We start from the raw sequence: 24,277 nt of genomic DNA on the forward strand, positions 1-24,277 counted from the left end.
GATGCCGGGGCCGCTACGGGCCTCCCGCCGACTCCACCTCGGCCCGGCCGGACCGCGACCGAACCACGTCCGCCACCGGACTCGCCCTCGCGCCGCCGGACCGCAGCCGACATGGGACTCGTCCTCGCGCCGCGAACCGCACCGCGCAGGCGCACCGCGCTCCGCCGCCGAACCGCACCCGGCTGGCGCACCGCACTCCGCCGCGGAACCGCACTCCGCTGGCGCATCGCACTCCGCCGGCGCGTCGCGCTCCGGCGCCGGACCGCACCCGGCCGGCGCACCGCACGTCCGGCCCAGAACGTGCAAAAGTTTCGGAGAGGTGCTCAGTCCAGCGTGAACGGGTCGTACTTGATCCGGTCCAGCGGGGTGCCGGCGACCAGCATCCGGGACACGGTCGCCCGGATCATGGACGGCGAGCCGCACACCAGCACGTCCCGGTCCTGCCACGCCCCGTACCGCGTGACCACGTCGGCCAGCGTGCCCTGTTCGACGCCGCGCGCACCGGGGTCGGACTCCAGCACGGGCACGACCGTCAGCCAGGGGTTGGTCATGGCGAACCGCTGGAGGTTGTCCAGGTCGTACAGGTCCTCACGGGTCCGCCCGCCCATGAACAGGTGCACGCGCGGGTTCTCGCCCCACTGCGCCATCTCGTCGATGATCGCGTGCATCGGCGCGACGCCGGTCCCGCCGGCGACCATCAGCACGTCCCGGCCGGAGTTGCGGTCGACGCTGAGCCGGCCCATCGGCGGACCGATCCGCCACACGTCACCCGGCTGGGTGTGCCCGACCACCGATCGGCTGACCCACCCGCCCTCGACGGAGCGGATGTGGAACTCGATGATGCCGTCGTCGCGCGGCGCGTTGGCGGGCGAGTAGTACCGCCACAGCCGTGCGCGCTGGGGCGTTTCGACGCTGACGTACTGGCCGGCGCGGTAGCCGACCGGGTGGTCGGGCTGCAGCCGCACGACTGCCAGGTCCCAGCTCACCCGCTGGTGGTCGAGCACGGTGGCGTGCCAGTAGGCCGGGCCGTCGTCGGCCGCGGCCGCCTCCTGCATGGCGCGGGCCATGATCGTGTACGCCTCGGCCCAGGCCATCTCGACCTTCGGCGTCCACGCGGGCCCGGCGAACTTCTTCACCGCCGCCAGCAGCGCCGTGCCGACGGACTCGTAGTGCACGTTGATCACGCCGAACTTGCGGTGGTCGCGCCCGAGCTGGCGCAGGAACGGGATCAGGTCGTCGGGTCTGTCCACCATCTGCACGACGTGGACCAGGGCGCGCAGCAGGCGGCTGCGCTGGACCTCCATGTTCACGGGGAACATCTCACGAGTCGCCGGCGCGAGGCTGAAGAGCATGCCGTAGAAGAACTTCGCGACTTCGTCCTGGCGCGGCTCCACCACCGCGAAGCTCTCCCGGATCATCCGCACCATAGCGGTGACACCAGGAGGAGGTTCGCGGTGTGGTGGGCTGGGGATCGGGCTCAACACGGCGTTCGCAGTCATGGTCCGGGCGCAGTCTCCACGTTTCTGGCGGCGCCAGCAAGGGCGCTACGTCCTCGTCAAGCTTCCATCCCCGACGAGGGGACACTAACCCGCCGACTGGCCGGTCGACTCCTTGATGCCACCTTCGAGTGCAGTGCGGTCACGGACGGTCGCACTCCGTACCGGCGAACGGGTGGACATTCCCCTCCACATATACCCAACTCGCCGCTCGCGGCCCACTCCCGGACGCCCGGTGTGCGGGATCCGACCACGGCGGGACGGGCCATCGGCCCCACCGCCACGTCGACGGCGGGGCACCGACCCCGAGGTTCACCCCAGTGGCGGCCGGCAAACCCCACCGGTGCGTGGGCCGCAGCGGCCTGTGGATTCCGACCTGCGGATTGTGGACAACTCGCGCACCGGTGTGGACAACCGGCTGCGACGTGTGGGTGACGGGTGTCAGGCCTGCGCGGACCGCTCGGCTGCGCTGCGTTCAACGCAGAACTCGTTGCCCTCGGGATCGGCCAGCACGACCCACCCCGTCCCGTCGGGCCGGCGCATGTCGGACACCAGCGTGGCCCCGATGCCGAGCAGCCGCTCGACCTCGACGTCACGGGTCGTGTCGGGCTGGAGGTCGAGGTGGACCCGGTTCTTCACCGACTTGCCCTCGGGCACCTGGATGAACAGCAGTGACGGCCCTTCGGGCAGCGTGACCAGGGCTTCGGGGTCGCCCGGGTGGTCGTCGTCGGAGAGCGGCCTGCCGGTCGCCTGGCTCCAGAACCCGGCCAGGGCGAAGGCGTCCGCGCAGTCGAAGGTGATGTTGTGCACGAGTGCGGTCATGCGCAGATCCTTCTAGGGACACCGGTCGGGGCGCACCCGACTTTCACCCCGTGGCCCACGCCACACCGCTTCGACTAGGTTGAGCGGAACTGACTCAACTTTTCTGACGTTGATCTGGATGAAGGCTGGTGCGGCGACGCCGGCCGCTGTGCACGGAACACCGACCGAGGTGAGGAATGGACGCTTTCAACCCGACCACGAAGACGCAACAGGCCGTGTCCGCCGCCGTTCAGGCGGCGACCATCGCGGGCAACCCGGACGTCGGCCCGGTCCACCTCCTCGGCGCGCTCCTGGCCCAGGGCGAGGGCCTCACCACGCCCCTGCTCACCGCCGTCGGCGCGGACCCCAAGCAGGTGCACAAGGAGCTGGAACAGCTGACCAGGGCCCTGCCCGCGGCCAGCGGCTCGTCCGTGTCGGCACCCCAGTTCTCCCGCGACGCGGTCCGGGTGCTGGGCAAGGCGCAGGAACTCGCCACCGAGATGGGTGACGAGTACGTGTCCACCGAGCACCTCCTGGTCGGCCTCGCCCACCACGGGGGCCAGGTCGCGGACCTGCTGCGCCGCCACGGCGCGACCCCCGAAGCCCTCAAGGAGGCGTTCGGCAAGGTCCGCGGCTCGGCGCGAGTCACCAGCCCGGACCCGGAGGGCACCTACCAGGCGTTGGAGAAGTACGGCGTCGACCTGACCGAACGCGCCCGCAAGGGCGAGCTCGACCCCGTCATCGGCCGCAACACCGAGATCCGCCGCGTCGTGCAGGTGCTGTCCCGCCGCACGAAGAACAACCCCGTCCTGATCGGTGAGCCCGGCGTGGGCAAGACCGCCATCGTGGAGGGCCTGGCCCAGCGCATCGTGGCCGGTGACGTGCCCGAGAGCCTGCGCGGCAAGAAGGTCGTCGCGCTCGACCTCGGCGCGATGGTCGCCGGCGCCAAGTACCGCGGCGAGTTCGAGGAGCGGCTCAAGGCCGTGCTGAAGGAGATCACCGACTCCGCCGGCCAGGTCATCACGTTCATCGACGAGCTGCACACGATCGTGGGTGCCGGCGCGGGCGGCGACTCCGCCATGGACGCGGGCAACATGATCAAGCCCATGCTGGCGCGCGGCGAGCTGCGCATGGTCGGCGCGACCACGCTCGACGAGTACCGCGAGCGCATCGAGAAGGACCCGGCCCTGGAGCGCCGCTTCCAGCAGGTCTTCGTCGGCGAACCCTCGGTCGAGGACACGATCGGCATCCTGCGCGGCCTCAAGGAGCGCTACGAGGTGCACCACGGCGTGCGCATCACCGACGCCGCCCTGGTCGCCGCCGCCACGCTGTCCGACCGCTACATCACCGCCCGGTTCCTCCCGGACAAGGCCATCGACCTGGTGGACGAGTCCGCGTCCCGGCTGCGCATGGAGATCGACTCCCGGCCGGTCGAGATCGACGAGGTCGAACGCGCCGTGCGCCGGTTGGAGATCGAGGAGATGGCGCTGGCCAAGGAGACGGACCCGGCCTCCGTCGAACGCCTCGCCGCGCTGCGCGCCGAACTGGCCGAGCACCGCGAGGAGCTGGCCGCGCTGACGGCCCGCTGGCAGAACGAGAAGGGCTCGATCGAGAAGGTCCGCGACCTCAAGGAGCAGCTCGAACAGCTGCGCGGCGAGTCGGAGCGGGCCGAGCGCGACGGCGACCTCGGCCGTGCCGCGGAGCTGCGGTACGGGCGCATCCCGGCGTTGGAGAAGGAGCTGGAGACCGCCACCCGCACCACCCAGGACGCCGCGGTGATGCTGAAGGAGGAGGTCGGGCCGGACGACGTGGCCGACGTGGTGTCGGCGTGGACGGGCATTCCGGCGGGTCGGCTCCTCGAAGGTGAGACGGCGAAGCTGCTGCGCATGGAGGACGAGCTGGCCAAGCGCGTGGTCGGCCAGGCCGAGGCCGTCCGGGTCGTCTCGGACGCGGTCCGGCGCACCAGGGCCGGCGTGGCCGACCCGGACCGGCCGACCGGCTCGTTCCTGTTCCTCGGCCCGACCGGCGTCGGCAAGACCGAGCTGGCCAAGGCGCTGGCGGAGTTCCTGTTCGACGACGAGCGGGCGATGATCCGGATCGACATGAGCGAGTACTCCGAGAAGCACTCGGTGGCCCGGCTCGTCGGAGCGCCCCCCGGCTACGTCGGCTACGACCAGGGCGGGCAGCTCACCGAGTCCGTCCGCCGCCGCCCGTACTCGGTCGTGCTGCTGGACGAGGTCGAGAAGGCTCACCCGGACGTGTTCGACGTGCTGCTGCAGGTGCTGGACGACGGCAGGCTCACCGACGGCCAGGGCCGCACGGTCGACTTCCGCAACACCATCCTGGTGCTGACCTCGAACCTCGGTTCGCACGTCATCGCGGACGCCACGCTGGACGAGCGGCAGCGCAACGACGCGGTCATGTCCGTGGTGCGCACGCACTTCAAGCCGGAGTTCCTCAACCGGCTGGACGACGTCGTGGTGTTCCACGCGCTGGCCACGGAGGAGCTGACCTCCATCGTGGACATCCAGGTGGAACGGCTCGGCGCACGCCTGGCACAGCGTCGGCTGACCCTGGACGTCAGCCCCGCCGCCCGCGAGTGGCTGGCGCTGAACGGCTTCGACCCGGTGTACGGCGCCCGCCCGCTGCGGCGGCTGGTGCAGTCGTCCATCGGTGACCAGCTGGCGAAGGAGCTGCTGGCGGGCGAGGTGCGCGACGGCGACACGGTGAAGGTCGACGTGCTGGACGACCAGTCCGGCCTGATCGTCGGCAAGGTCTGATCCACTTCGCCGGGCCGGCACCACTCCGGCCCGCCCCGGCCCCGCGGCACCCGACAAGGCCCTGACCAGCTCAGACCGCCTTCGTCCCAGGTGCCGCGGGGCCTCAAGCGCCTCAGGCCGACCACTGCCGGCTGCTACCGCAACCAGCCACCGGAACCGGCCGCGCGCCACAGGCCCCGGACACCCCACCGGCCGCCGATCTGGGCCCGATCCCGCAGGCGTGTCCGCTCACCCGGACCCCCTGCCCGCGCCAAGCCTGCCCGCTCGAACTACGCCAGCGCACTCACTCGCGCCACGCCAGCCCGCGTTACGCCTGCCGTCCGGTCATTAGCCCGCGCCCGCTCGGGCTGCGGCTGTCCGCCGGCCTGGGCCATGCCTGCCGTCCGGTCACTCGCGCCGCGCCTGTCCACTGGCCCTCGCCGCGCCTGCCCGCTCGTTTGGGCCGGGCCTGCCCGCTCGCGTTCGCGCCGCGCCTGCCCGGTCTGCGCCTGCCTGCTGGCCCTCGCCGCGCCTGTCCGGTCGCCTGCGCCATGCCGGTGCGTCCGCGCGACACCTACTCCGCCGTCCGCACGTGGCACGGATCTGTTCGCCTGCCCTCTCGCTACGCAGGGGTCCCCGACCGGGGGACCCCTGGCTTTACTCTGCCGGCCGGCACCGACAGCGCACGAGCGTCCGGGCTGTGCCTGTGGACAACGCCGAGGCCTGTGGATAAAGCCCCCGCGAGCCGGGCGGGACGAGAGCGGACCGGCCCCGCGTCCACCCCGCGATCCGGGTAACAGCTTGATCCGTTTGCGCGAACCACGCCCCAAGTGATCTTCGTTTGTTCCCCGCCGCCCGCTACTCTCGCACCGTGGGCATACCGGCGTGGGTCTGGTTCACCGTCGCCGCGGTCGCGGGCGTCGCGGGGTTCGCCCTGCTCGCCACCGACCGGGCACAGCGAACCGCGCGTAACCGCGAACGCCGCCGCTGGGCGGCGCTGCGCGGCTGGCAGTTCGAGGAGACCGACCACGTGCTGCCCACCCGCTGGGAGAGCGGCGCGATCGCCTACTACGGCGCCGGCGTGGCGAAGGACGTGGTCGCGGGCTCCACCTTCACCGCGGACGGCCGCCGCCAGGTCTACGTGCTCGACCACGAGACCGGCGGCAAGGTGAACTCGGTGCTGGTCGGCGTCCGCTGCCGCCGGGCGTTGTCCGTGGTCATCGAGCTGTGGCTGCCCAGCGTGCCGTTCCAGCGCGACCAGATGCCCGACCTGCTCGGCCCGGTCGGCTCGCGGTACGCGTTCGTCAGCGAGCTGCCCGCCGCGCGCAAGCTCATCACCCCCGACCTGGTCGACGCCGCCGAGGAGATCGGCGCGGACGTCACCGTCGTCTGGCTGGAAGGTGACTGGGTGCTGGCCGCCGCCCCGCCGAACTCCACCCCCGCCCGCCTCGAACGGCTGCTGCGCGACCTCGGTGAGCTGGCCGACGTGATCGACCCGTTCGAGGCCGACCCCGAGGCCGAAGCCGGTGGCGAGGTCTACCGGCCGCAGTTCGGGCGCAAGCCGTGACGCCGCCGACCGCCCTGGTGACCGGCGCGTCGTCCGGCATCGGCGCCGCGTTCGCCCGCCGGCTCGCCGCCGAGGGGCACGACCTGGTGCTCGTCGCCCGAGGCGAGCAGCGGCTGGAGGAGACGGCGGCCAAGCTGCGCGCCGCGCACGGCATCACCGCCGAGGTGCTGCCCGCCGACCTGGCCACCGACGAGGGCCGCGCCGCGGTCGCCGCCCACCTGGCCGGCCACGAGGTCGACCTGCTGGTCAACAACGCGGGCTTCGCGATCTCGTCCGAGTTCGTCACCGCCGACCCGGGCGAACTGCAGTCGCAACTGGACGTGAACGTCACCAGCGTGCTGCAGCTGACCCGCGCCGCGCTGCCCGGCATGGTGGCGCGCGGGCGCGGCGCGGTGGTCAACGTGTCCAGTGTGGCCGGTTTCCTGCCCGGCCGCGGCACCACGTACAGCGCGGACAAGGCGTGGGTGACGGCGTTCTCCGAGGGCATGTCGATGGCCACGGCGGGCACCGGTGTGCGGGTGATGGCGTTGTGCCCCGGTTTCGTCCGCACCGAGTTCCACCAGCGGGCGAAGATCGACATGACGAAGACGCCCGACCTGCTCTACCTCGACGCCGACCGGGTGGTGCACGACTGCCTGGCCGACCTGCGCGCGGGCAAGGCGCTGTCCGTCCCCGGCACCCAGTACAAGGCGATCACGCTGTTCGCCCGGCTGGTCCCGCGCGCCCTGCTCCGGCGCGTCGCCTCCCGCGTGGCCGGCGGTCGCGGCCGCACCTAGGAGCGGCGCGGAGGGTCACGGTGTGCCGGCGCACGCCGCGGTATGACACTCTTGGGACCCGTGCGAACTGAAGTGGTCCTGGACGCCGCGGCGAAGGCCGAGCTGGCGCGGTTGGTGAGCGAGTTGGCCGTGGTGCACGGCAAGGTGACGCTGTCCTCGGGTGCCGAGGCCGACTACTACATCGACCTGCGCCGGGCGACGCTGCACCACGCCGCCGCCCCCCTGATCGGCAAGCTGCTCCGGCAGCTCACCGCCGACTGGGACTACGTCGCCGCGGGCGGCCTGACGCTGGGCGCCGACCCGGTGGCGTGCGCGATGATGCACGCCGCGGCGGGCGCGGGCGAGGTGCTCGACGCGTTCGTCGTGCGCAAGTCGGCCAAGCAGCACGGCATGCAGCGGCAGATCGAGGGCATCGAGGTCGCCGGGCAGCGCGTGCTGGCGGTCGAGGACACCTCCACCACCGGCGGCAGCGTGCTCACCGCCGTCGAGGCCCTGCGCGCCCACGGCGCCACGGTCGTCGGCGTCACGACGGTCGTGGACCGCGGCACGGGCGCGCGCGAGGTGATCGAGGACGCCGGGCTGCCGTACCGGTACCTGCTGGACCTCACCGACCTCGGCCTGGCCTGACGTGAGCGCGCTGATCCTGCTCCTGGTGGTCGTGGCGATCCTCGGTGTCGGGGTCGCCGTGGGGTTGTCGCGGCGGAAGCGGAACCCGTTCACGAACCAGGGGTTCGTGAACCAGTGGGAGCAGGGCATGCGGGCGCTGGAGGCGTCGCTGGGCTGGCGGTTCGTGGCCGAGGACCAGGGCTTCCAGGAACGCGTGCCGCAGATCGGCCGGATGCTGGAGGCCGACCGCAGCCGGGTGCGGTTCCAGCTCGTCGGCCACTGGCGCGGTGTGCCGGTGCTGGCCGTGGAGGTGGTGTTCCGCGCGGACAACGTGGTGACGTCCGAGTACCGCACCTACACGGTGGTGGTCGTGCCGCGCCCGATGCCGGGGCCGTGGGTGCTGATCAGCCCGCGCAACGACACCGTGTGGGGGCTGTTCGAGCAGTTCGTGGCGACCGGCGACCCGGCGTTCGACGCCCGGTACGAGGTGCGGCGGCTCAACCCGGCGTTCGCCCCGGCGCTGCTCGGTTCGGGCCTCGCGCAGGCGTTGCTGCAGGACCCGAGGGCGAACGGGGTGGCGATCGCGTTCGACGAGCACAACCTCGCCGCCGCCGTGCCCGGCCCGCTGCTGCAGGCGCCGCTGGCGCACCTGGCCGACCTGCTGCTGGACGTGGCGGGCCGGGTGCCCTGGCAGGCCCTGCCGCGGGGCTGATCCGGCACCGCCCGCGCGCACCCGACGGCACACCCGTTCCCACACCGGAAGGCCTCCGCGGCCACCGCCGGAAATGAGGGGCGTGTGATCGCTCGGCGGCCTACTGTGGAAGTCAGGGAGGTCGCTATGGTCGCGCGCGCGTTAGCCGAAGTGGTCATGGTGGTGCACTTCGTCGTCCTGGTCTTCCTCGTGGTCGGGGGGTTCCTGGCGCTGAGGTGGCCCAAGGTCCTGTACTTCCACGTGGCGATGGCGGCGTGGGGTCTGCTGATCGTCCTGTTCCCGCTCGCCTGTCCCCTCACGTGGCTGGAGAACCTGTTCCGCGACGCCGCCGGGCAGCCCCAGCTGGCGAACGGCTTCATCGACACCTACATCGACGGCGTCCTCTACCCGGACTCCGCGGCACGCCTGGTCCAGGTCGTGGTGGCGGTCGTGGTGCTCACCTCGTGGATCGGTTACTACCTCAAACGCCGTGTTGAACAGACCGGTAATTCAGTGCAGTTCACCAATCAGCGATAAAGTCGCCATTCACCCTTCACCGGGGTGGCCCAATCGCGCTACCCGTCCGTACCAATCTCAATTCCGGAGCTGTTCGTTGCCCTATCCTTCGGCTATGGGTCGGGGAAGGGTGGGCGGCGATGGGGGTGGCTCGGGCACGTCTTGATGTGAGGGAACCCGTGCACCGCGGGAGGCGCAGGTCGCCGGCCTCGGTGATGGGTTCCTGGTGGCGGGATTACGTGTTCGGCACCGCGGTCCTGGGACCTGTGGAGGGTGGGTCGGCCGTTCTGCTCGGGTGCGGTTTCACGGCGTCCGCGGTGGGGCAGGGGTTCCTCCGCACGGCCGGTCTGGTGGTGGCGGCCGGAGCCGTCGTGGTGGTGCTCGCGGTGCTCGTGGTGAACCGGGTCGTCTGGCGCGGTCGGGACGTGCTGGACCGGCGGTTGCTGCTGGAGTACTGCGACATCATGGAATCGCGGTACGGCCAGAAGTGGGCCGTCACCAATTGGGTGCAGCGGGTCGACGTGCAGTCGAACGGCGATGTCCGGCAACGGATCTCGTTCAGCATCGTGGTGTTGTGCGACTTCCTCGACTTCTGCACCTTCCACGACGCCATCAACTGGGCGTGGCCGCGCCGGTACCAGCGTCGGGTCAAGGCGCACGTGCGCAGCGTCGAGGTCGGCGGCGAGGGCGGGACCAGGTTCGACTTCACCAGCTCCTGGCTCGACCTGCGACGGCTCAGGATGGTGGTGCACCTGAACCAGGCCGCGCCGCGGGGCAGCGAGGTCCACTTCTCGGTCGACCTGTTCTGGCCCGCGAAGTGCCGGCCGTTGATGCGCGGTCGGGGCCCGGATTCCTTTTTGGTGTCATTCGCCGAACCGGTGCCGTTCGCGCAGTACGTGATCACCCTGCCGGTCGGGGAAAGGGCGTCGTTCGACCGAATCGGCGCTTCCCAAGGAGCCGGTGAACACGCTCTTGTCAGTGCGGTGAACGCGTCCGGGCAGTTCGAGATCACGCTCACCGTGCGCGATGTGCCCGCTTACCAGAAGTTCGGCGTCCGACTCGACCTTGCGTGAAGTGGCGCGGACGTGCGCCCAGCCGAGGGGCTGGGCCACGTTTCAGCGGGAGCTCACCTTGCCGGTGCTACCGCCGCTGCCGCTCTCGCCACCTCGGATCACGTGGTTCCCTTTTCTGTGCCACGACCGCGCAACCCGCGTTGCGCACTATTCTTTCAGAAGTGGAATACACCATCCAGGCCTCGTGGACAAGCGCGACACGCGTGTGACGACCGCGCGCAGCCTAGGGGGTCCAGCGGGCCACCGGGGAGAGCGGGGGCATCATCACCCGATGCGCGTAGTGGTCCTCGAGGGTTTTCACGCGGTCAAGCACGCGGTTCGGTTCGGGGCGGCCTTGGGGCGGGTGGTGGTGCTGGACCGGGGGAAAGCGGTCGCGCTGGCGCGGTCGCACGCGCCCGATCTGGTGGACGTGTTCGAGGTCCGCGCCGAGGTGGTCGGTGCGGCGGAGTTCGAACGGGTGATCGGGCGGTCGCACCCGACCGGCGTGGGCGGGTTGGCCGAACGGCCCGCCGCCGAACCGGTCACCACAGCGCGCACCGCGCCGCTCGTGCTGCTGGACAACCCGCGCAACCTGGGCAACTTCGGCGCCGTCGTCCGGGTGGCCGCCGGGCTCGGCGCGGGCGGGGTGGCCTCGCTCGGTGACGTCGACCCGTGGCACCCGAACGTGCTGCGCGGCAGTGCCGGGTTGCACTTCGCGCTGCCGGTCGGCCGGCTGGGCGGCCTGGAGGAGGTGCGTGGACCGGTGATCGCGTTCGACGCGGACGGGCAGGACCTGCGGGACGTGCGGATCCCCGACGACGCCGTGCTGGCGTTCGGCTCGGAGCGGCACGGGCTGTCGCCCGCGGTGCGGGAACGGGCCGACCTGGTGGTCTCGCTGCCGATGCGGCCCCTGGTCTCCAGCTACAACCTCACCACCAGCGTCGCCATGGGCCTCTACCACTGGGAACTGTTCCGGCGAGCTTCTTGACCGGTTCAGTAGGCAGGCTGGTGCGGTGACCACACCCATGATCCTCTCCGCCCGCGCCGGTGTCGCCGAACGCGCGGTCGAGTCCCGGCACCTGCGTCGGGTCTGGGGGTTGCCGGGCACGGTCCTGGGCGTGGTCGCCTGGCCGCCCGACTGGCGGGGCCGCGCGCACGCCCGGTTCGGCTACTGGTGGCAGGCCCACCTGCTCGACTGCGTCGTCGACGCCCAGCTCCGGTCGCCGCGGCCGGCGCGAGTGGCGTTGCTGAAGCGGTTGGTGCGCGGGATCCGGGTGCGCAACCTGACCGGCTGGACCAACGACTACTACGACGACGTGGCGTGGCTCGGGCTGGCGCTGCTCCGCGCCGAGCGGGAGGTCGGGATCGCCCGGCCGAAGGCGCTCGCCGCCATCACCGACCAGCTGCGCGCCGGGTGGACCGACCACGGCGGCGGCGGGATCTGGTGGCGGCGCAACGACGACTTCAAGAACGTCCCGGCCAACGGCCCGGCGGCGATCCTGTTCGCCAGGCTGGGCGAGCGCGCCGACCTGGGTCGTGCGCGGTCCATCGTGGACTGGGTCGAGGAGTGCCTGGTCGACCCGGAGACCGGGCTGCTGTGGGACGGGCTGCACGTCCACCCCGACGGCTCGGTCCGCGAGGTGGAGAAGAACCTCTACACCTACTGCCAGGGCGTCGTCCTCGGCGCGTGCGTGGAGCTGGGTTCCGCGCGCTACCAGGACAAGGCGGCGCGGATCATCGCGGGCGTCGACAAGCACCTGGCCACCGACGGCGTGCTGCGCGGGCACGGCGGCGGTGACGGCGGCTTGTTCAGCGGCATCCTCGCCCGGTACCTGGCGCAGGCCGCGCTGCGGCTGGACCGACCCGAGGCGGCACGGGCGGCGGACCTGGTGTTCCGCTCGGCCGACGCGGTGTGGTCGAACCGGACCGCGGTGGTGAGCGGTCCGCTGTTCGGTCCGGAGTGGAGCGAGCCCGCGGTCAAGCCGGCCGGACCCGGTCCGGCGCGCGACCTGTCCGTCCAGCTGGGAGGGTGGATGGCGTTGGAGGCCGCCGCCCTGCTGGAGCGCAGCGGGGTCACGCCGTCGCAGGGCTGAGCCACCCCAGCAACGTGGCCGCGTCGGCGCGGAAGGCCTCCGGCGAGTCGCCGGCGACGAACTCCAGCGACGCGTACCGGTCCACCCCGTCACGGCCCAGCTCCCGCAGCACGGGCAGCCACAGGTCTTCGCGCGCGGCCAGCGGCAGGCGGTCCGAGTAGCCGCCCGGACCCCACGAGAACACGTGCGCCGTCGTCAACGCAGGCAGCAGCGCCCGGACCTCCCCGACCGCCCCGGCCACGTCCTGCGCGCCGCCCGGCTGCCAGTACGGCACCACCGCCGCGTGCCCGACCTCGGTGAACAGGCGGGTCGCGGAGTCCGGGGTGTCGGTCAGCGTGCCCGGGTGGTACTCCACCGCCACCCGCACACCCGCCGCCTCCGCCTCGACCGCCGCCGCACGGATCGCCTCGACCACCGCTGCCCGCTGCCCGGCCGACGTCGCGGCCGAGCCCGTCGTGCCCGCCCACACCCGCACCTGCGGCGCACCCAGCTCCACGGCCGTGGCCAGCACGGAGCCCCACTCGGCCCGGTCCGTCACGCCCGCCCGGTAGTAGGAGCCGTAGGCGGAGGTGACCAGTCCGGCGTCCGCGCACCGCCGCCGGGCGTCCCGGGCCGCCGCCAGGTCGTCCACCGGGACGTGCACGTCGCCGCCCCACTCGACGGCCCGCAGCCCGCAGCCGCGCGCCAGGGCCACCACGTCCGGGACGGTCAGCGCGCGGAAGGTGACCGAGACCAGGCCGGGTAGCAGCACACCGGCCACGCTACCGGCGAGGACCGCGGTGTCCGCCGCCGTGACGGGAGGGCGTCAGTGGCAGCCGCAGGACTGGCGGTGCCGCAGCACCGGGGGCAGCCGGATCGTCTCCGGCGGCCGGGTCGGGTCCTCGATGCGGGACAGCAGCAGCCGCACCGCCGTGCGCCCGATCTCCTCCACCGGCTGCGCCATCGCGGTCAGCGGCGGGTCGACCAGCTCGGCCCACTCGACCTCGTCGTAGGTCACCAGCGCCAGCTCCGACCCGATCCGCACGCCCCGCGCGCGAGCCGTGTGCAGCACGTCGATCAGCACCTGGTGGTCGCTCACCACGACGCCCGTGACGCGCCCGAGCAGCGGCTCCAGCGACGGCCGCACCAGCTCCTCGTCCCACGCCAACCCGGCGCGACCGAGGCCCAGCCGGTAGCCCAGGACGCGTTCGTCCGTGGTCGCCAGGCCCGGCTGGCCCGACACCAGGCCGATCCGCCGGTGCCCCAGCTCCGCCAGGTGGCGCACCAGGGTGGACGTGGCCTGCACGTTCTCCGGTCCGACCTGGTCGGTGTCCTGCGCCACGGTCAACCGGTCCACCAGCACCGTCGGCACGCCGAGGCGGCGCAGCTCGGGCAGCGCGGCGGAGCCGGAGGTCGGCGTGAGCAGCACCCCGTCCACCCGGCGCGACCTCAGCATCCGCACCGCGGCCTGCTCGGACTCGGCCGTGTCCCGCGTGTCGATCAGCACGAGCGTGTACCCGCGGCGGGTGGCCTCGCTCTCGATCGCCGCGATCAGCTCCGCGAAGTACGGGTGCGACACCAGCGACACCGCGAGGCCCAGGGACTTCGTGCCGCCGGTGACGAGCGAGCGCGCGATGGCGTCACCGGTGTACCCGGTCTCCTCGACCGCCTTGAGCACCCGCTCCCTGGTGGCGGCGGCGACCGCCCTGGTCTCGTTGATCACGTGTGAGACCGTGGTGATGGAGACGCCGGCGAGACTGGCGACCTCCCGCATGGTGACCATGGACTCGTCCCCGTTCGGGCTGGCGCAAGCGATTGCGTGGGGACTTTACCTGGTTGGAGGGGTGATCCGTGGCTTCGGTGCTGTGTGTCGGGTTGACGACCGTGGACGTGAGCCAGCAGGTGGCCGAGTTCCCGGCGCCCGGCCAGAAGGTGCAGTCGCTCGGCGTGCACCTGGCACCCGGCGGTCCGGCCGCGAACGCGGCGCGCGCGGTGGCCGCCCTCGGGCACCGGGCCGTGCTGCTGACCGCGCTCGGCGGTGAGCTCGGCGGGTTCGCCCGCGCCCGGTTGCACCCGGTGGAGGTGCACTCGGTCGGCACGGCCGGTCCGGCGCTGAGCATGGTGGCGGTGCGCGAGCGCGACGGCGAGCGGACCGTGATCTCCCGCAACGCGGTGGGCGTCGAGGTCGACGTCGACGTGGACCCGGCGCTGGTCGAGTCGGCGGACGTGGTGCTGGTCGACGGCCACCTCGGGCCGCTGGCGCTGTGGGCCGCGCGGCACGCGAACCGCGCGGGCGTGCCGGTGGTGCTGGACGCGGGCAGCTGGAAGCCCGTGCTCGACGACCTGCTGCCGCTGGTGCACGTCGCCGCCTGCTCGGCCGCGTTCGAGCTGTCCGAGGCCGAGCTGCACGCCCGCGGTGTGCCGCTGGTCATCCGCACGCGCGGACCGCGTCCCGTCACGTGGTCGCGCGGTGGTGCCACCGGTGCGCAACCGGTACCTGTTGTCGAGGTCCGCGACACCAACGGCGCGGGCGACGTGTGGCACGGTGCCCTGGCGGTCGCGGTCGCCGCCGGGCAGGAGGTGGACGACGCCGTCCGGTGGGCGAACGAGGTCGCCGCGGTGCGCGTGCGCCACACCGCGTGGGACTGGGTGGAGGAGCTGGGACGGTGGCGGGACAGCGGGTGAGGTTCGACGAGCTGGTCGACCGGGCGAGGCTGCTCGTGGGCACCGGTGAGCGCAAGGTGCTCGGCATCGGCGGCGCACCGGGCTCGGGCAAGTCGACGCTGGCGCGGCGGCTGGTCGACGCGCTGGGCGACGACGCCGCGCTGGTCGGCATGGACGGCTTCCACCTGGCCCAGCAGGAGCTGGACCGGCTGGGCCTCGCCGACCGCAAGGGAGCGCCGGACACGTTCGACGTCCCCGGCTACGTCGACCTGCTCGGCAGGCTGAAGGCGGCCGGGCCGGACGTCGTGTACGCGCCGGAGTTCCGCCGCGAGATCGAGGAGCCGATCGCGTGCGCGGTGCCCGTCGACCCGTCCGTGCCGCTGGTCGTCACCGAGGGCAACTACCTGCTGCTGCAGCACGACAGGTGGAAGCGCGTGCGGCTCGTGCTGGACGAGGCGTGGTTCCTGCTGGTCGACGAGGACCTGCGAGTGGCCAGGCTGATCGACCGGCACGTCCGGTACGGGAGGTCCGTCGAGGAGGCGCGCGAACGGGTGCTGCACGGCACCGACCACGTCAACGCGCTCATGGTCAACGCGTCCAGCGCCGCCGCCGACCTGGTCGTCGCGGAGGTGCTGTGAGCCGCGGCCGGGTCGGTCTGCGTCGCGCCGGGCGCTGTCGGGTCGGGGCTACTGGGTCGCGCTGACCTCTTCGTCCACCGGCTTGCGCATCTCCTGCCGGTACCGGTAGATGCCGTAGGCGGTGCCGCCGACGAAGAAGGCGATGCTGACGATGACGGCCACCGTCTCCAGCCACGGCACGGCGGCCAGCAGGCCCGCGCCGTAGTAGCCGGCCAGCACCAGCGTCGGCACCCACGCGATCGCGCCGAGCGTCGTGGCCAGCATGAACCGCTTCGGGTCCATCCGCGCCGCGCCCGCGATCATCGGCGCCAGCGTGCGGACCCACGGGATCCACCTCGCCAGCACGACCGCCCAGAAGCCCCGTCTGTCGAGGAAGTCGCGGGCCTTGGCGAGGTTCTGCTTGTTGAGCACCTTGCCGCCGCGGCGGGCCAGCAGACGCGTGCCGGTGTGCCGGCCGATGTAGTAGCCGATCTGGTTGCCGACGACGGCCACGGCGAGCGCGGCCACCGACAACAGCCAGGCGGACAGCTCGCCGTCGTGCGACGCGAGCACCACACCGGCGGCGAACAGCAACGAGTCGCCGGGCAGGAACAGGCCGAAGACGAACGCGCATTCGAAGAAGATGAAGCTCAGCGTGATGAGCCACACGGCCATGGGCCCTGCGGAATCAAGCTGGACGAACGCGGCAGCCTCGGACGATGCGGACAACACCACGTCTTGCAGCCTACGTGGGAGTTGGGCGTCGACTGGGCGACATGGGGATAACACCTTGCCGAAGCCGGGGTTCCGCTGCGGGTCCGCTGCGGTTCGCGCACGTGCGGACACGTACTGGAGTGATCCCTGTCACTGGGGTTAGCGTGGGGGGATGGAGGCCTTGCTCGCCCAACTCCGCTCCGCGGTCGGCGCCGACGCGCTGCTGACCGACATCGACGTCACCGCGAGCTACCAGCGCGACATGATGCCGCTCGCGCCCTACGGACAACCGCTGGCGGTGGTGCTGCCGTCGTCCGCGGAGCAGGTGCAGGCGGTCGTGCGGGCGTGCGCGGCGGCCCGGACCCCGATCGTGCCGCGCGGCGCGGGCAGCGGGCTGTCCGGCGCGGCCAACGCCGTGGACGGCTGCGTGGTGCTGGTGACCACCAGGATGAACGCCATCGTCGAGATCGACCCGGACAACCGGCTGGCCGTCGTCGAGCCGGGGGTGGTGAACCTCGACCTGCGCTCGGCGGTGGAGAAGCACGGGCTGTTCTACCCACCGGACCCGTCCAGCTACGACTGGTGCACGATCGGCGGGAACCTGTCCACCAACGCGGGCGGGCTGTGCTGCGTGAAGTACGGCGTGACCACGGACTCCGTGCTCGGCCTGGACGTGGTGCTGGCGGACGGCGAGCTGCTCCGCACCGGTCGGCGGACCGTGAAGGGCGTCGCCGGGTACGACCTGACCAAGCTGTTCGTCGGCAGCGAGGGCACGCTCGGCGTGATCACCCGCGCGACCCTGGCGCTGCGCCCGCTGCCGCAGGCCCCGGTCACGCTGGTGGCCTCGTTCGACAGCACGGCGGACGCCGGCGTGGCGGTGAGCCGGATCGTGACCGAGGGCATCGTGCCGTCGTTGATGGAGATCATGGACCGCACGTCCATCCGGGCCGTCGAGCAGTACCTGAAGACCGACCTGAGCGCCGACGCGGCGCTGCTGCTGTGCCAGTCCGACTCCGGTGGCGAGGCGGGGCGGCGGGAGCTGGCCGCCATCGAGCAGGCGTGCGTGGCGGCGGGCGCCGGGCTCGTCTACGCGACCGAGGACCTGGGCGAGGGGCGTGACCTGCTCATGGCTCGGCGGTCCGTGCTGAACGCGCTGGAGGTCTACGGCGCGTGGCTGACCGACGACGTGTGCGTGCCGCGGACCAGGATCGCGGACCTCATCGCCGGGTGCGAGCGGATCAGCGGGTCGGCCGGGCTGCGGATCGCCGTGGTCGGGCACGCCGGCGACGGCAACATGCACCCGACGATCGTCTACGACCCGACGTCCGCCGACGAGTTCGAGCGGGCCAGGCGGGCGTTCGACGAGATCCTCGCCCTGGGCCTGTCGCTGGGCGGCACGGTCACCGGCGAGCACGGCATCGGCAAGATCAAGCGCCAGTGGCTGGCGCGGGAGATCGGCCCGGTCGGCCTGCGCGTGCACCGCGGGATCAAGCACGCGCTCGACCCGGGGAACCTGTTCAACCCGGGCTCGATGTTCGAGTTCGAGGAGACCCCGTAGCCGGCGCGACGACCGGTCGCGCGGTGGGTCAGTCGACGCGCCTGATCCGCTGCGTCTCGTCCAGGTGGTCGTCCACCCGGTCGATCACCTGGGTGATGTCGGAGGCCTCCTGCGCGAGCAGCGCCTTCTTCTCCCGCCGCGCCTTGACGATCTCGATGATGATCGGGATGACCGAGATCAGCACGATCAGGACGAGCATCATCTCGAGGTTCTTGCGCACGAACTCGATCTGGCCGAGGAAGTAGCCCAGGATCGTCAGACCAGCGGCCCAGCCGACGCCGCCGATCAGGGAGTACGTGAAGTACTTGCGCGGGTCCATCCGGCCCACGCCCGCCATGGCGGTGATGAACGTGCGCACGATCGGCACGAACCGCGCCATCACGATCGCGCGGGCGCCGTACTTGTCGAAGAACTCGTGCGTCTTGTCGACGTACTCCTTCTTGAAGATCTTCGACTCCGGCTTGGCGAACAGCGCCGGTCCGGCCCGGTGCCCGATCCAGTAGCCGACCGCGTTGCCCACCAGGGCGCACACCGTGACCAGCACGCACACCAGCCACAGCGGGTACTCCAGCACGCCGGAGGCCACGAACAGGCCCGCGGTGAACAGCAGCGAGTCGCCGGGCAGGAAGAAGCCCACCAGCAGGCCGCACTCCGCGAAGATGATGAAGCACAGGCCGACCAGCATGTACGGCCCGAGTCCCTTGAGCAGGATTTGCGGGTCGAGCCATTCCGGACCGAGGGCGAGCGTGGAGGTGAGCGCGACCGTCACGGCGACCACGGTACAGGCATCACCTGAGCGTCATGACCGCCACGACCGTGCCGGCGGCCAGGCCGAGCAGCACCGAGAGCAGCAGCACCCACCCGGCGCCGAGCGACGGGCGGGCCTGCCGGACGGGCACGTGGGGGTGCGCGCCGGAGCTGGTGGCCTGGGCGCGCAACGCGTCGGCCACCAGCTTCTCGTGGTCTTCGGGCACCGGGTCAGTCTTTCACCCACGCGCCCCGGCTCATCACCTCGCGCGGCCTCAGCTCGGCGTCCAGCACCACGACGTCGGCCGCCAGGCCCGCGCGCAGCTCACCGGTCCGGTCCTGCAGCCCGAGCAGCCGGGCGGGACGGGTCGCCGTCGCGTGCACGGCCTCCTCCACGGTGAGGCCGCACGACTGCACCGCGTTGCGGAACGCGGCGTCCATGGTCAGCGTGCTGCCGGCCAGGGACGCGCCGCCGGCGAGCGTCGGCACACCGTCCACCACCCGCACTTCGAGGCCGCCGACGTCGTAGACGCCGTCACCCACGCCCGCCGCGGCGATCGCGTCGGTCACCAGGACCGTCCGGCCCACGCCCGCGTGCCGTGCGGCCAGGCGCACCGCGGTGGGGTGCAGGTGCACCAAGTCGCAGATCAGCTCCACGGTGACCCGCTCGTCGTCCAGCAGCGCGCCGATCGGCCCCGGCTCGCGGTGGTGCAGCGGGCGCATCCCGTTGAACAGGTGCGTCGCGACCGTCGCACCCGCCTCGACGGCCGGGCGGATCTGCGCCTCCGTGGCGTCGGTGTGGCCGATCGCGGCCAGCACGTCGTTGTCGACGAGGTGGCGGACCGCGTCCACCCCGTGCTCCAGCTCGGGCGCGACGGTGATCATGCGGACCGCGCCGCCGCCCGCGCCGAGCAGCTCGTCGATCGAGCGGCGGTCCGGCGGGCACAGGATCGCCGGGTCGTGCGCGCCGCACCGCGCGGCGGACAGGAACGGGCCTTCGAGGTGGATGCCCGCCACGACGTCGTCCCGCACCAGCTCGGCCAGCACCCTCACCTGGTCGGCCAGCTCCGGGATCGGCCTCGACACCAGGCTCGCCAGCAGCGTGGTGGTGCCGTGCCTGCGGTGCGCGTTCGCCGCCTTGATCACCCGGGCCGGGTCGGCGCTGGTGAACGCCTCACCACCGCCACCGTGGCAGTGGATGTCGACGAACCCCGGCACCAGCCAGCCGCCGTCGACGTCAGTCGTCGGGCCGTCCGGCGGCACCCCCTCGCCGACGGCCGCGATCAGGCCGTCCCGCACCGCGACCCACCCCTGTTCGAGCACCCCGTCGCGCGTGACGACCCGACCACCGGTCAGGGTCACGTCCACGGGTCCACCCCACGTGCTCATCTCTCCTCCAGCATGTCGATGGCCAGCAGCGCGGCCCCGAGGCACCCGGCCTCGTCGCCCAACGCCGCCAACCGCAGTTCCGGGCGCCGCTGGAACGTGACCAGCTCGTCCAGCCGTCCGCCCAGCGGATCCGTCAGCTTCGGACCCGCCAGCGCCAGGCCGCCGCCGAGCACCACGGCGCGCGGTCCCAGCAGTGCCGCTACCAGCAGGATGCCCCTCGCGAGCGCGTCGACGGCCTCGCGCCACACCGCGACCGCGTCGGCATCCCCGGTCGTGAGCAGCGCGGCGACGTCCGCCGCGCCGTTGACCTGGCGGTTCGTGCGCTCGGTGTAGCGGCGGGCGATGGCGGCGCTGCTCGCCCGCGCCTCGACGCACCCCGTCTGGCCGCACCCGCAGGGGTCGCCGTGCCCCACGTCCACGTGCCCGACCTCGCCCGGCGCGGACGAGATCCGGCCGTCCAGCACGAGGGCCGCGGCGATGCCGGTGCCGATCGGCATGATGACCGCATCCGTCAGGCCGTGCGCGTTGCCCTGGCGCAGCTCGGCCAGACCACCGGCCCGCACGTCGTGGCCGAACGCCGTGCGCAGACCCGTGGCGGCTTCGACCCGGTCGCGGAACGGGTACTCGGCCCAGCCGAGGTTCGCCGAGTACACGCCGGTGCCGGTCGCCTCGTCCACGATGCCCGGCACGACGAGGCCGATCGCGTCGACCGGGTGCTCCGAGGCGGCGCGAAACTCCTCGACCAGGGAGGTCACGTCCTGGACCACCGCGTCCCCACCGGGCCGGGTGGGGCGGCGCTGCTGCTTCACCGCCTGGACCCCGTTGGGGTCGCCGGTGGCCAGAGCGGCCTTGGTCCCGGTTCCGCCGACGTCGACGGCTATCACGTGTCTGGTGCGCGCCACGAGGGTCGATACTGCGGCATCCGACCGCCATTGGTCTATACCAAGTGTCCGATTGGCAGGTCTCGGCTCGGCTGCGGGCGTGCGGGGCGGCGGCTCGCGTGTGGCTGCCGTGTGGCCCGGGTGTGGTGCGCGTGTGGCCGGGGCGTGGGCGCGGCGTTGGGGTGGGGTTCAAGTTCGCAGCTCGGCGGCGACCACCGTCCACACCGCACCGCTCCGCCACGGACGTGCCTGTGGGCGCCGCACTTCGCCGTTCCGGCGACGGCTGTGCCCTCGCTCCATACGACTGACGTCGCGCCACCCCGGTGGATCGTTAGCTGACGCCGCGCCACGCACGTCGACCACCCCTCACCGACGTCAGCCGTCGCCGGTGAGGGGGCGCATCAGGGCGGTCAGGGCCTCGTCCAGCCGGCCGACCAGGGCGGGGCCCGCGGTGGCGGCCAGGCGGGCGTCCACAGTGGCGGCGAAGGCGGCTCCGTCGGCCAGGACGCGGGCACCGCCCTCGGTGACGGTGAGGATGTGCCGACGCCGGTTGACCGGGTCACGCCTGCGCTGCAGCAGGTCGCGTTGTTCCAGGTGGTCGACGAGGCGGACGACCATGCCCGGCGTGACCTGCATGAGCGTGGCGACGTCGTCCTGCGTGCGGGCCAACCCGCGGTCGACGACGTTCAGCACGCCGAGGTGCTTCGGGGTCAGCCCCGACTCCTTGAGGTGCAGCGCGAACTCCTTCTGCACGACCGCGCCGAGCACGGTCAGCCGGAAGGCCAGCGAGTCGGCGAGCAGTCCTTCCCGGTGTGTTGTCGCTTCCATACCGGTACTGTAGCATCGCTCAACAGTTGAGTCAGTACACAGTTCAGGGGTGACACGATGATGACCGTCCTACTCGTCTTGAACACACTGGCCGCGCTGCTCAGCGTGGGGTTCGCCGCGGCGGCGGGAGCGCGGCCGGCGGCCATGAGCGGCTCCACGACGGCCTCGGCGTCCGAGCGGTTCTACGCCTACATGTACGCGGCGCGCGCGGTGCCGTTCGGCCTCGTCGCCGCGGTCCTGCCGTGGTTCGAGCGCGGCAGCGCGGTCGCCTGGCTGCTGTTCGTCGCGGCCGCGATCCAGGCGATCGACGTGGGCATCGGGGTCTGGCGCAAGGAGAAGGGGCTCATGGGTGGCGGGGCGGTGCTGGCCGTGATCCACGCGGTCGCCGGGATCGCCGTCCTGTAGTGGACTGGAGCGGTCCGAGAGGGAGGTGCCCGGGGTGAAGTCGCTCTACGCGGTCTCGATCGTGCTGTCGTTGCTCGCCTCCGGGCTGTACGCCGGGCTGTGCTTCGGCATCGCGTTCAACCCGGGCCTGCCCGGACGCCTACGTGTCGTACTGGCAGGCGGTGAACCGGGACTACGGGCGGTTCATGCCCCCGTTGTTCGCGGTGGGGGTGCTGGCGTCGAGCGCGGTCGTGGTGCTCGGCTCCAAGAAGGACGCGATCGTGCTGGTCGCCGGCGTCGTCGCGGCGGTGGCGATGCTGGCCGGCATCGTCCTCACGGTCACGACGCTCGTGCCGTTGAACGTCGTGGCGGACGGCTGGGTCGGCTCGATCCCGGACTCGTGGTCCGCGCACCGCGACGCCTGGCGCCGCTACCACCTGATCAGGACGGTCGTCGCCGCCGTGGGGTTCGCCGCGGCCGCCACCGTGCCCGTCGCGCAGCTGCGGTAGCCCCGGGCTCAGGTGGTCGACGGCCCGCCGCGGTTGCGGCGGTAGTCGGTGGGGCGCTGACCGGCCTCCCGCAGGAACGCGTTGGTGAACCCGCGCGCGGTGCCGAACCCGCACAGCCGGGAGACCTGCTCGATGGTCAGGTCGTCCCGCCTGCCGTCGCCCAGGATCTCCTGGGCGCGCGCGATGCGCATCCGGCGGAGCACCGTCATCGGCGGCTCGCCCTCGTCGAAGAGCTGGAACAGGCTGCGGCGCGAGATGTTCAGGGCCGCCGCCACGTCCTCCGCGCTGAGGTCGGGCCGCGAGAGGTTGTCCCGCATGACGGCCAGCGCCTGCCCCCGGCGCGCGGGACCGGTCTCGGTCAGCTCGACGTCGTCGCCCAGCGCGCTGCGCACCAGCAGTTCGACCAGGCTGACCAGGAACGGCCCGGCCGCCGGGGTCGCGCACCGCGGCGTGTGGAGGATCCTGGTCGCGGACTGCACGAACAGGTCCACCAGGTCCCGGTCGACGGGCAGCGGCGAGAACATGGCACGCCGGAGCACCTCGACGTCCACGGTCAGCCGCGACGAGTCGATGTCCACGATCAGCTGCCGGTCCGGCTTCGTCCACAGGACGCGCCGCGGCTCGTCGTGGAACTGGAGGTAGAGCGAGCCGGCGCCGATCTCGTGCGCCGAGCCCCGCGCGTCGATCCGCGAGTCGTTGCCGCCCGAGAGGATGAGCTGCACGCGGCCGCCGCCGATGCCGTCGGCCCGTCGGCGGTCGACCAGGAACGCGCCGGCGTCCATCCGGCCGGCCACCACACCGGCTTCGCCGACCCAGTGGCCGGTGTAATCGGCCTGGAAAGTCGGTTCGGCCACTATCAACGGCATCCCGTTCTTGCCGTACCTCGTGCTCTCGGTCAGCTCATTCCAATAGTCGAGGCGCTCGGCCGAATCCGCGTTCCGGTTGTGAATCCGGATGAATCTTGAACGCTCGGTCGGGACCTGCCCCCCGGAAGTTCCCTCACGCACTGGTACCTCCCCGCACCGGTGTCGCAGTGGTCGTCGGACGAGGTCATGATAGCCAACGGCATGTCCGGACGAGGACGAATCGGGAAACTGTTCGCAAGATCGATTTGCGACCCGTCCCGGCCGGTGTCACCAGTCTCGACCGCGGATGATGAGAATTATTCGGAACAGTGGTCGGTCGCACTAATGTCGAGGCCGGATCGAAACGTCGTTATCCTTTCGCTGGAGACGACCTGGGCAGTGGTTGGACCACTTCACCTGCAGGATCCGTCTCACGGAGGTTCCCTCCAGGCCTGTCGACGGCCGCCGGAGATCGCCCCGACTCCCGTCGGAGATCGCGATCCCGGTGTGCGGGTGAACAGGAGTGCAGGATTCGCGAACTCCAGTGCAACGCGATTGCCGCCGCCGCGCACGCCCCCATAACGTCGCCGACGACATCGACGAGCCGACACCCGGCTCACCGCCGCGAACGGCGAACGACTGAATCACTGGTGGCTCATGACGACCTTGAAATCGATGCGACCACCCGCCCGCGCGGGGGTGGCGTTGCACGAGGAACTCTCCCGGTTCTACGTGAACCACATGGCCGCGCCGAGCAGGCGGCTGCGCGAGGTGGAGGTGCCGATCCGCGCGGACGCCGAGTGCG

General features: G+C 72.1%; 25 protein-coding genes. 14 read left to right on the top strand and 11 right to left on the bottom strand.

The window, feature by feature from the left end; genetic code table 11:
• Positions 1-323: 323 nt before the first annotated feature.
• Together AB0G02_RS01365 and AB0G02_RS01370 are read right to left on the bottom strand one after the other, a co-directional pair.
• A complete protein-coding gene (locus AB0G02_RS01365) occupies positions 324-1,427 on the bottom strand; it encodes an FAD-binding oxidoreductase (RefSeq protein WP_360787537.1) in 1,104 nt (367 codons plus the stop codon).
• A 510-nt stretch (positions 1,428-1,937) separates the two neighbouring features.
• Positions 1,938-2,318, bottom strand: a complete 381-nt coding sequence (locus tag AB0G02_RS01370; RefSeq protein ID WP_360787540.1) for a VOC family protein — start codon at positions 2,316-2,318, stop codon at positions 1,938-1,940.
• 176 nt (positions 2,319-2,494) lie between these two features.
• Between AB0G02_RS01370 and clpB the strand changes: the two genes are divergently transcribed.
• The 9 genes from clpB to AB0G02_RS01415 all read left to right on the top strand — a co-directional run bounded on the left by clpB (position 2,495) and on the right by AB0G02_RS01415 (position 12,357).
• Entirely contained in the window at positions 2,495-5,077 is a 2,583-nt protein-coding gene (gene clpB, locus AB0G02_RS01375) for an ATP-dependent chaperone ClpB (RefSeq protein ID WP_360787543.1), read from the top strand.
• An 850-nt stretch (positions 5,078-5,927) separates the two neighbouring features.
• Positions 5,928-6,623, top strand: coding sequence for a hypothetical protein (locus AB0G02_RS01380; RefSeq protein ID WP_360787545.1), 696 nt, complete (start codon positions 5,928-5,930; stop codon positions 6,621-6,623).
• Positions 6,620-7,399 (top strand): SDR family oxidoreductase, encoded by a 780-nt coding sequence (locus AB0G02_RS01385; RefSeq protein ID WP_360787549.1) that lies wholly within the window; start codon positions 6,620-6,622, stop codon positions 7,397-7,399. The genes AB0G02_RS01380 and AB0G02_RS01385 overlap by 4 nt, the downstream gene beginning before the upstream one ends.
• 72 nt (positions 7,400-7,471) lie before the next feature.
• Positions 7,472-8,026 (top strand): orotate phosphoribosyltransferase, encoded by a 555-nt coding sequence (pyrE, locus tag AB0G02_RS01390; RefSeq protein ID WP_360787607.1) that lies wholly within the window; start codon positions 7,472-7,474, stop codon positions 8,024-8,026.
• 1 nt (position 8,027) lies between these two features.
• Entirely contained in the window at positions 8,028-8,717 is a 690-nt protein-coding gene (locus AB0G02_RS01395) for a hypothetical protein (protein WP_360787551.1), read from the top strand.
• Positions 8,718-8,843: 126 nt separating this feature from the next.
• Positions 8,844-9,233, top strand: a complete 390-nt coding sequence (locus AB0G02_RS01400; protein ID WP_360787554.1) for a DUF2784 domain-containing protein — start codon at positions 8,844-8,846, stop codon at positions 9,231-9,233.
• A gap of 296 nt (positions 9,234-9,529) precedes the next feature.
• Positions 9,530-10,285: a hypothetical protein gene (locus AB0G02_RS01405; protein WP_360787557.1), complete on the top strand. Its 756-nt coding sequence runs from the start codon at positions 9,530-9,532 to the stop codon at positions 10,283-10,285.
• A gap of 271 nt (positions 10,286-10,556) precedes the next feature.
• Complete coding sequence (locus AB0G02_RS01410; RefSeq protein WP_360787560.1) at positions 10,557-11,252, top strand: TrmH family RNA methyltransferase; 696 nt, start codon at positions 10,557-10,559, stop codon at positions 11,250-11,252.
• 25 nt (positions 11,253-11,277) lie between these two features.
• Positions 11,278-12,357, top strand: coding sequence for a glycoside hydrolase family 76 protein (locus tag AB0G02_RS01415; RefSeq protein ID WP_360787563.1), 1,080 nt, complete (start codon positions 11,278-11,280; stop codon positions 12,355-12,357).
• On the opposite strand, the gene AB0G02_RS01420 is transcribed toward AB0G02_RS01415, so the two are convergent.
• Positions 12,338-13,108: a TIM barrel protein gene (locus AB0G02_RS01420; RefSeq protein ID WP_360787566.1), complete on the bottom strand. Its 771-nt coding sequence runs from the start codon at positions 13,106-13,108 to the stop codon at positions 12,338-12,340. The two genes, AB0G02_RS01415 and AB0G02_RS01420, sit on opposite strands and share 20 nt — an antisense overlap.
• A 54-nt stretch (positions 13,109-13,162) precedes the next feature.
• Positions 13,163-14,119: a LacI family DNA-binding transcriptional regulator gene (locus AB0G02_RS01425; protein ID WP_360787569.1), complete on the bottom strand. Its 957-nt coding sequence runs from the start codon at positions 14,117-14,119 to the stop codon at positions 13,163-13,165.
• A gap of 77 nt (positions 14,120-14,196) precedes the next feature.
• On the opposite strand from AB0G02_RS01425, the gene AB0G02_RS01430 reads away from it, so the two are divergent.
• Positions 14,197-15,021 carry a PfkB family carbohydrate kinase gene (locus AB0G02_RS01430; protein WP_360787610.1) on the top strand — a complete coding sequence of 275 codons (825 nt, stop codon included), beginning with the start codon at positions 14,197-14,199 and terminating at the stop codon, positions 15,019-15,021.
• Positions 15,003-15,638 (top strand): nucleoside/nucleotide kinase family protein, encoded by a 636-nt coding sequence (locus AB0G02_RS01435; protein ID WP_360787572.1) that lies wholly within the window; start codon positions 15,003-15,005, stop codon positions 15,636-15,638. The genes AB0G02_RS01430 and AB0G02_RS01435 overlap by 19 nt, the downstream gene beginning before the upstream one ends.
• Positions 15,639-15,686: 48 nt before the next feature.
• On the opposite strand, the gene AB0G02_RS01440 is transcribed toward AB0G02_RS01435, so the two are convergent.
• Entirely contained in the window at positions 15,687-16,292 is a 606-nt protein-coding gene (locus tag AB0G02_RS01440; protein ID WP_360787575.1) for a DedA family protein, read from the bottom strand.
• A 211-nt stretch (positions 16,293-16,503) separates the two neighbouring features.
• Here AB0G02_RS01440 and AB0G02_RS01445 point away from each other — a divergent pair, with 211 nt between their 5' ends.
• Positions 16,504-17,889, top strand: coding sequence for an FAD-linked oxidase C-terminal domain-containing protein (locus tag AB0G02_RS01445; protein WP_360787578.1), 1,386 nt, complete (start codon positions 16,504-16,506; stop codon positions 17,887-17,889).
• A gap of 28 nt (positions 17,890-17,917) precedes the next feature.
• On the opposite strand, the gene AB0G02_RS01450 is transcribed toward AB0G02_RS01445, so the two are convergent.
• The 5 genes from AB0G02_RS01450 to AB0G02_RS01470 form a co-directional block, all read right to left on the bottom strand.
• A complete protein-coding gene (locus tag AB0G02_RS01450) occupies positions 17,918-18,667 on the bottom strand; it encodes a VTT domain-containing protein (RefSeq protein ID WP_360787581.1) in 750 nt (249 codons plus the stop codon).
• Between the two features lie 10 nt (positions 18,668-18,677).
• Positions 18,678-18,863 (bottom strand): hypothetical protein, encoded by a 186-nt coding sequence (locus tag AB0G02_RS01455; protein ID WP_360787584.1) that lies wholly within the window; start codon positions 18,861-18,863, stop codon positions 18,678-18,680.
• 4 nt (positions 18,864-18,867) lie between these two features.
• Positions 18,868-20,025, bottom strand: coding sequence for an N-acetylglucosamine-6-phosphate deacetylase (nagA, locus tag AB0G02_RS01460; RefSeq protein WP_360787587.1), 1,158 nt, complete (start codon positions 20,023-20,025; stop codon positions 18,868-18,870).
• The gene (locus AB0G02_RS01465; protein WP_360787590.1) at positions 20,022-20,927 is read right to left on the bottom strand and encodes an ROK family protein; all 906 of its coding nucleotides are present in this window, start codon (positions 20,925-20,927) and stop codon (positions 20,022-20,024) included. The genes nagA and AB0G02_RS01465 overlap by 4 nt, the downstream gene beginning before the upstream one ends.
• Positions 20,928-21,281: 354 nt before the next feature.
• Positions 21,282-21,734, bottom strand: a complete 453-nt coding sequence (locus AB0G02_RS01470; protein ID WP_360787593.1) for a MarR family winged helix-turn-helix transcriptional regulator — start codon at positions 21,732-21,734, stop codon at positions 21,282-21,284.
• Positions 21,735-21,812: 78 nt separating this feature from the next.
• Here AB0G02_RS01470 and AB0G02_RS01475 point away from each other — a divergent pair, with 78 nt between their 5' ends.
• Together AB0G02_RS01475 and AB0G02_RS01480 are read left to right on the top strand one after the other, a co-directional pair.
• On the top strand, positions 21,813-22,139 hold the full coding sequence (locus AB0G02_RS01475; RefSeq protein WP_360787596.1) for a hypothetical protein: 327 nt from the start codon (positions 21,813-21,815) through the stop codon (positions 22,137-22,139).
• Between the two features lie 143 nt (positions 22,140-22,282).
• Positions 22,283-22,627, top strand: a complete 345-nt coding sequence (locus AB0G02_RS01480) for an anthrone oxygenase family protein (RefSeq protein WP_360787599.1) — start codon at positions 22,283-22,285, stop codon at positions 22,625-22,627.
• An 8-nt stretch (positions 22,628-22,635) separates the two neighbouring features.
• Here the strand turns inward: AB0G02_RS01480 and AB0G02_RS01485 are convergent, their stop codons facing one another.
• A complete protein-coding gene (locus AB0G02_RS01485) occupies positions 22,636-23,481 on the bottom strand; it encodes an AraC family transcriptional regulator (RefSeq protein WP_360787602.1) in 846 nt (281 codons plus the stop codon).
• Positions 23,482-24,277: the final 796 nt, after the last annotated feature.

Source organism: Actinosynnema sp. NPDC023658 (assembly GCF_040639995.1).
In the GTDB taxonomy this organism is placed as follows: Bacteria; Actinomycetota; Actinomycetes; order Mycobacteriales; family Pseudonocardiaceae; genus Actinosynnema.

Bases quoted from the DNA above. Each gene is read 5' to 3' on its own strand.
- AB0G02_RS01365 (WP_360787537.1), bottom strand. From the start codon at position 1,427: ATGGTGCGGATGATCCGGGAGAGCTTCGCGGTGGTGGAGCCGCGCCAG.
- AB0G02_RS01370 (WP_360787540.1), bottom strand. From the start codon at position 2,318: ATGACCGCACTCGTGCACAACATCACCTTCGACTGCGCGGACGCCTTC.
- clpB (WP_360787543.1), top strand. From the start codon at position 2,495: ATGGACGCTTTCAACCCGACCACGAAGACGCAACAGGCCGTGTCCGCC.
- AB0G02_RS01400 (WP_360787554.1), top strand. From the start codon at position 8,844: ATGGTCGCGCGCGCGTTAGCCGAAGTGGTCATGGTGGTGCACTTCGTC.
- AB0G02_RS01410 (WP_360787560.1), top strand. From the start codon at position 10,557: ATGCGCGTAGTGGTCCTCGAGGGTTTTCACGCGGTCAAGCACGCGGTT.
- AB0G02_RS01425 (WP_360787569.1), bottom strand. From the start codon at position 14,119: ATGGTCACCATGCGGGAGGTCGCCAGTCTCGCCGGCGTCTCCATCACC.
- AB0G02_RS01440 (WP_360787575.1), bottom strand. From the start codon at position 16,292: ATGGCCGTGTGGCTCATCACGCTGAGCTTCATCTTCTTCGAATGCGCG.
- AB0G02_RS01445 (WP_360787578.1), top strand. From the start codon at position 16,504: ATGGAGGCCTTGCTCGCCCAACTCCGCTCCGCGGTCGGCGCCGACGCG.
- nagA (WP_360787587.1), bottom strand. From the start codon at position 20,025: ATGAGCACGTGGGGTGGACCCGTGGACGTGACCCTGACCGGTGGTCGG.
- AB0G02_RS01470 (WP_360787593.1), bottom strand. From the start codon at position 21,734: ATGGAAGCGACAACACACCGGGAAGGACTGCTCGCCGACTCGCTGGCC.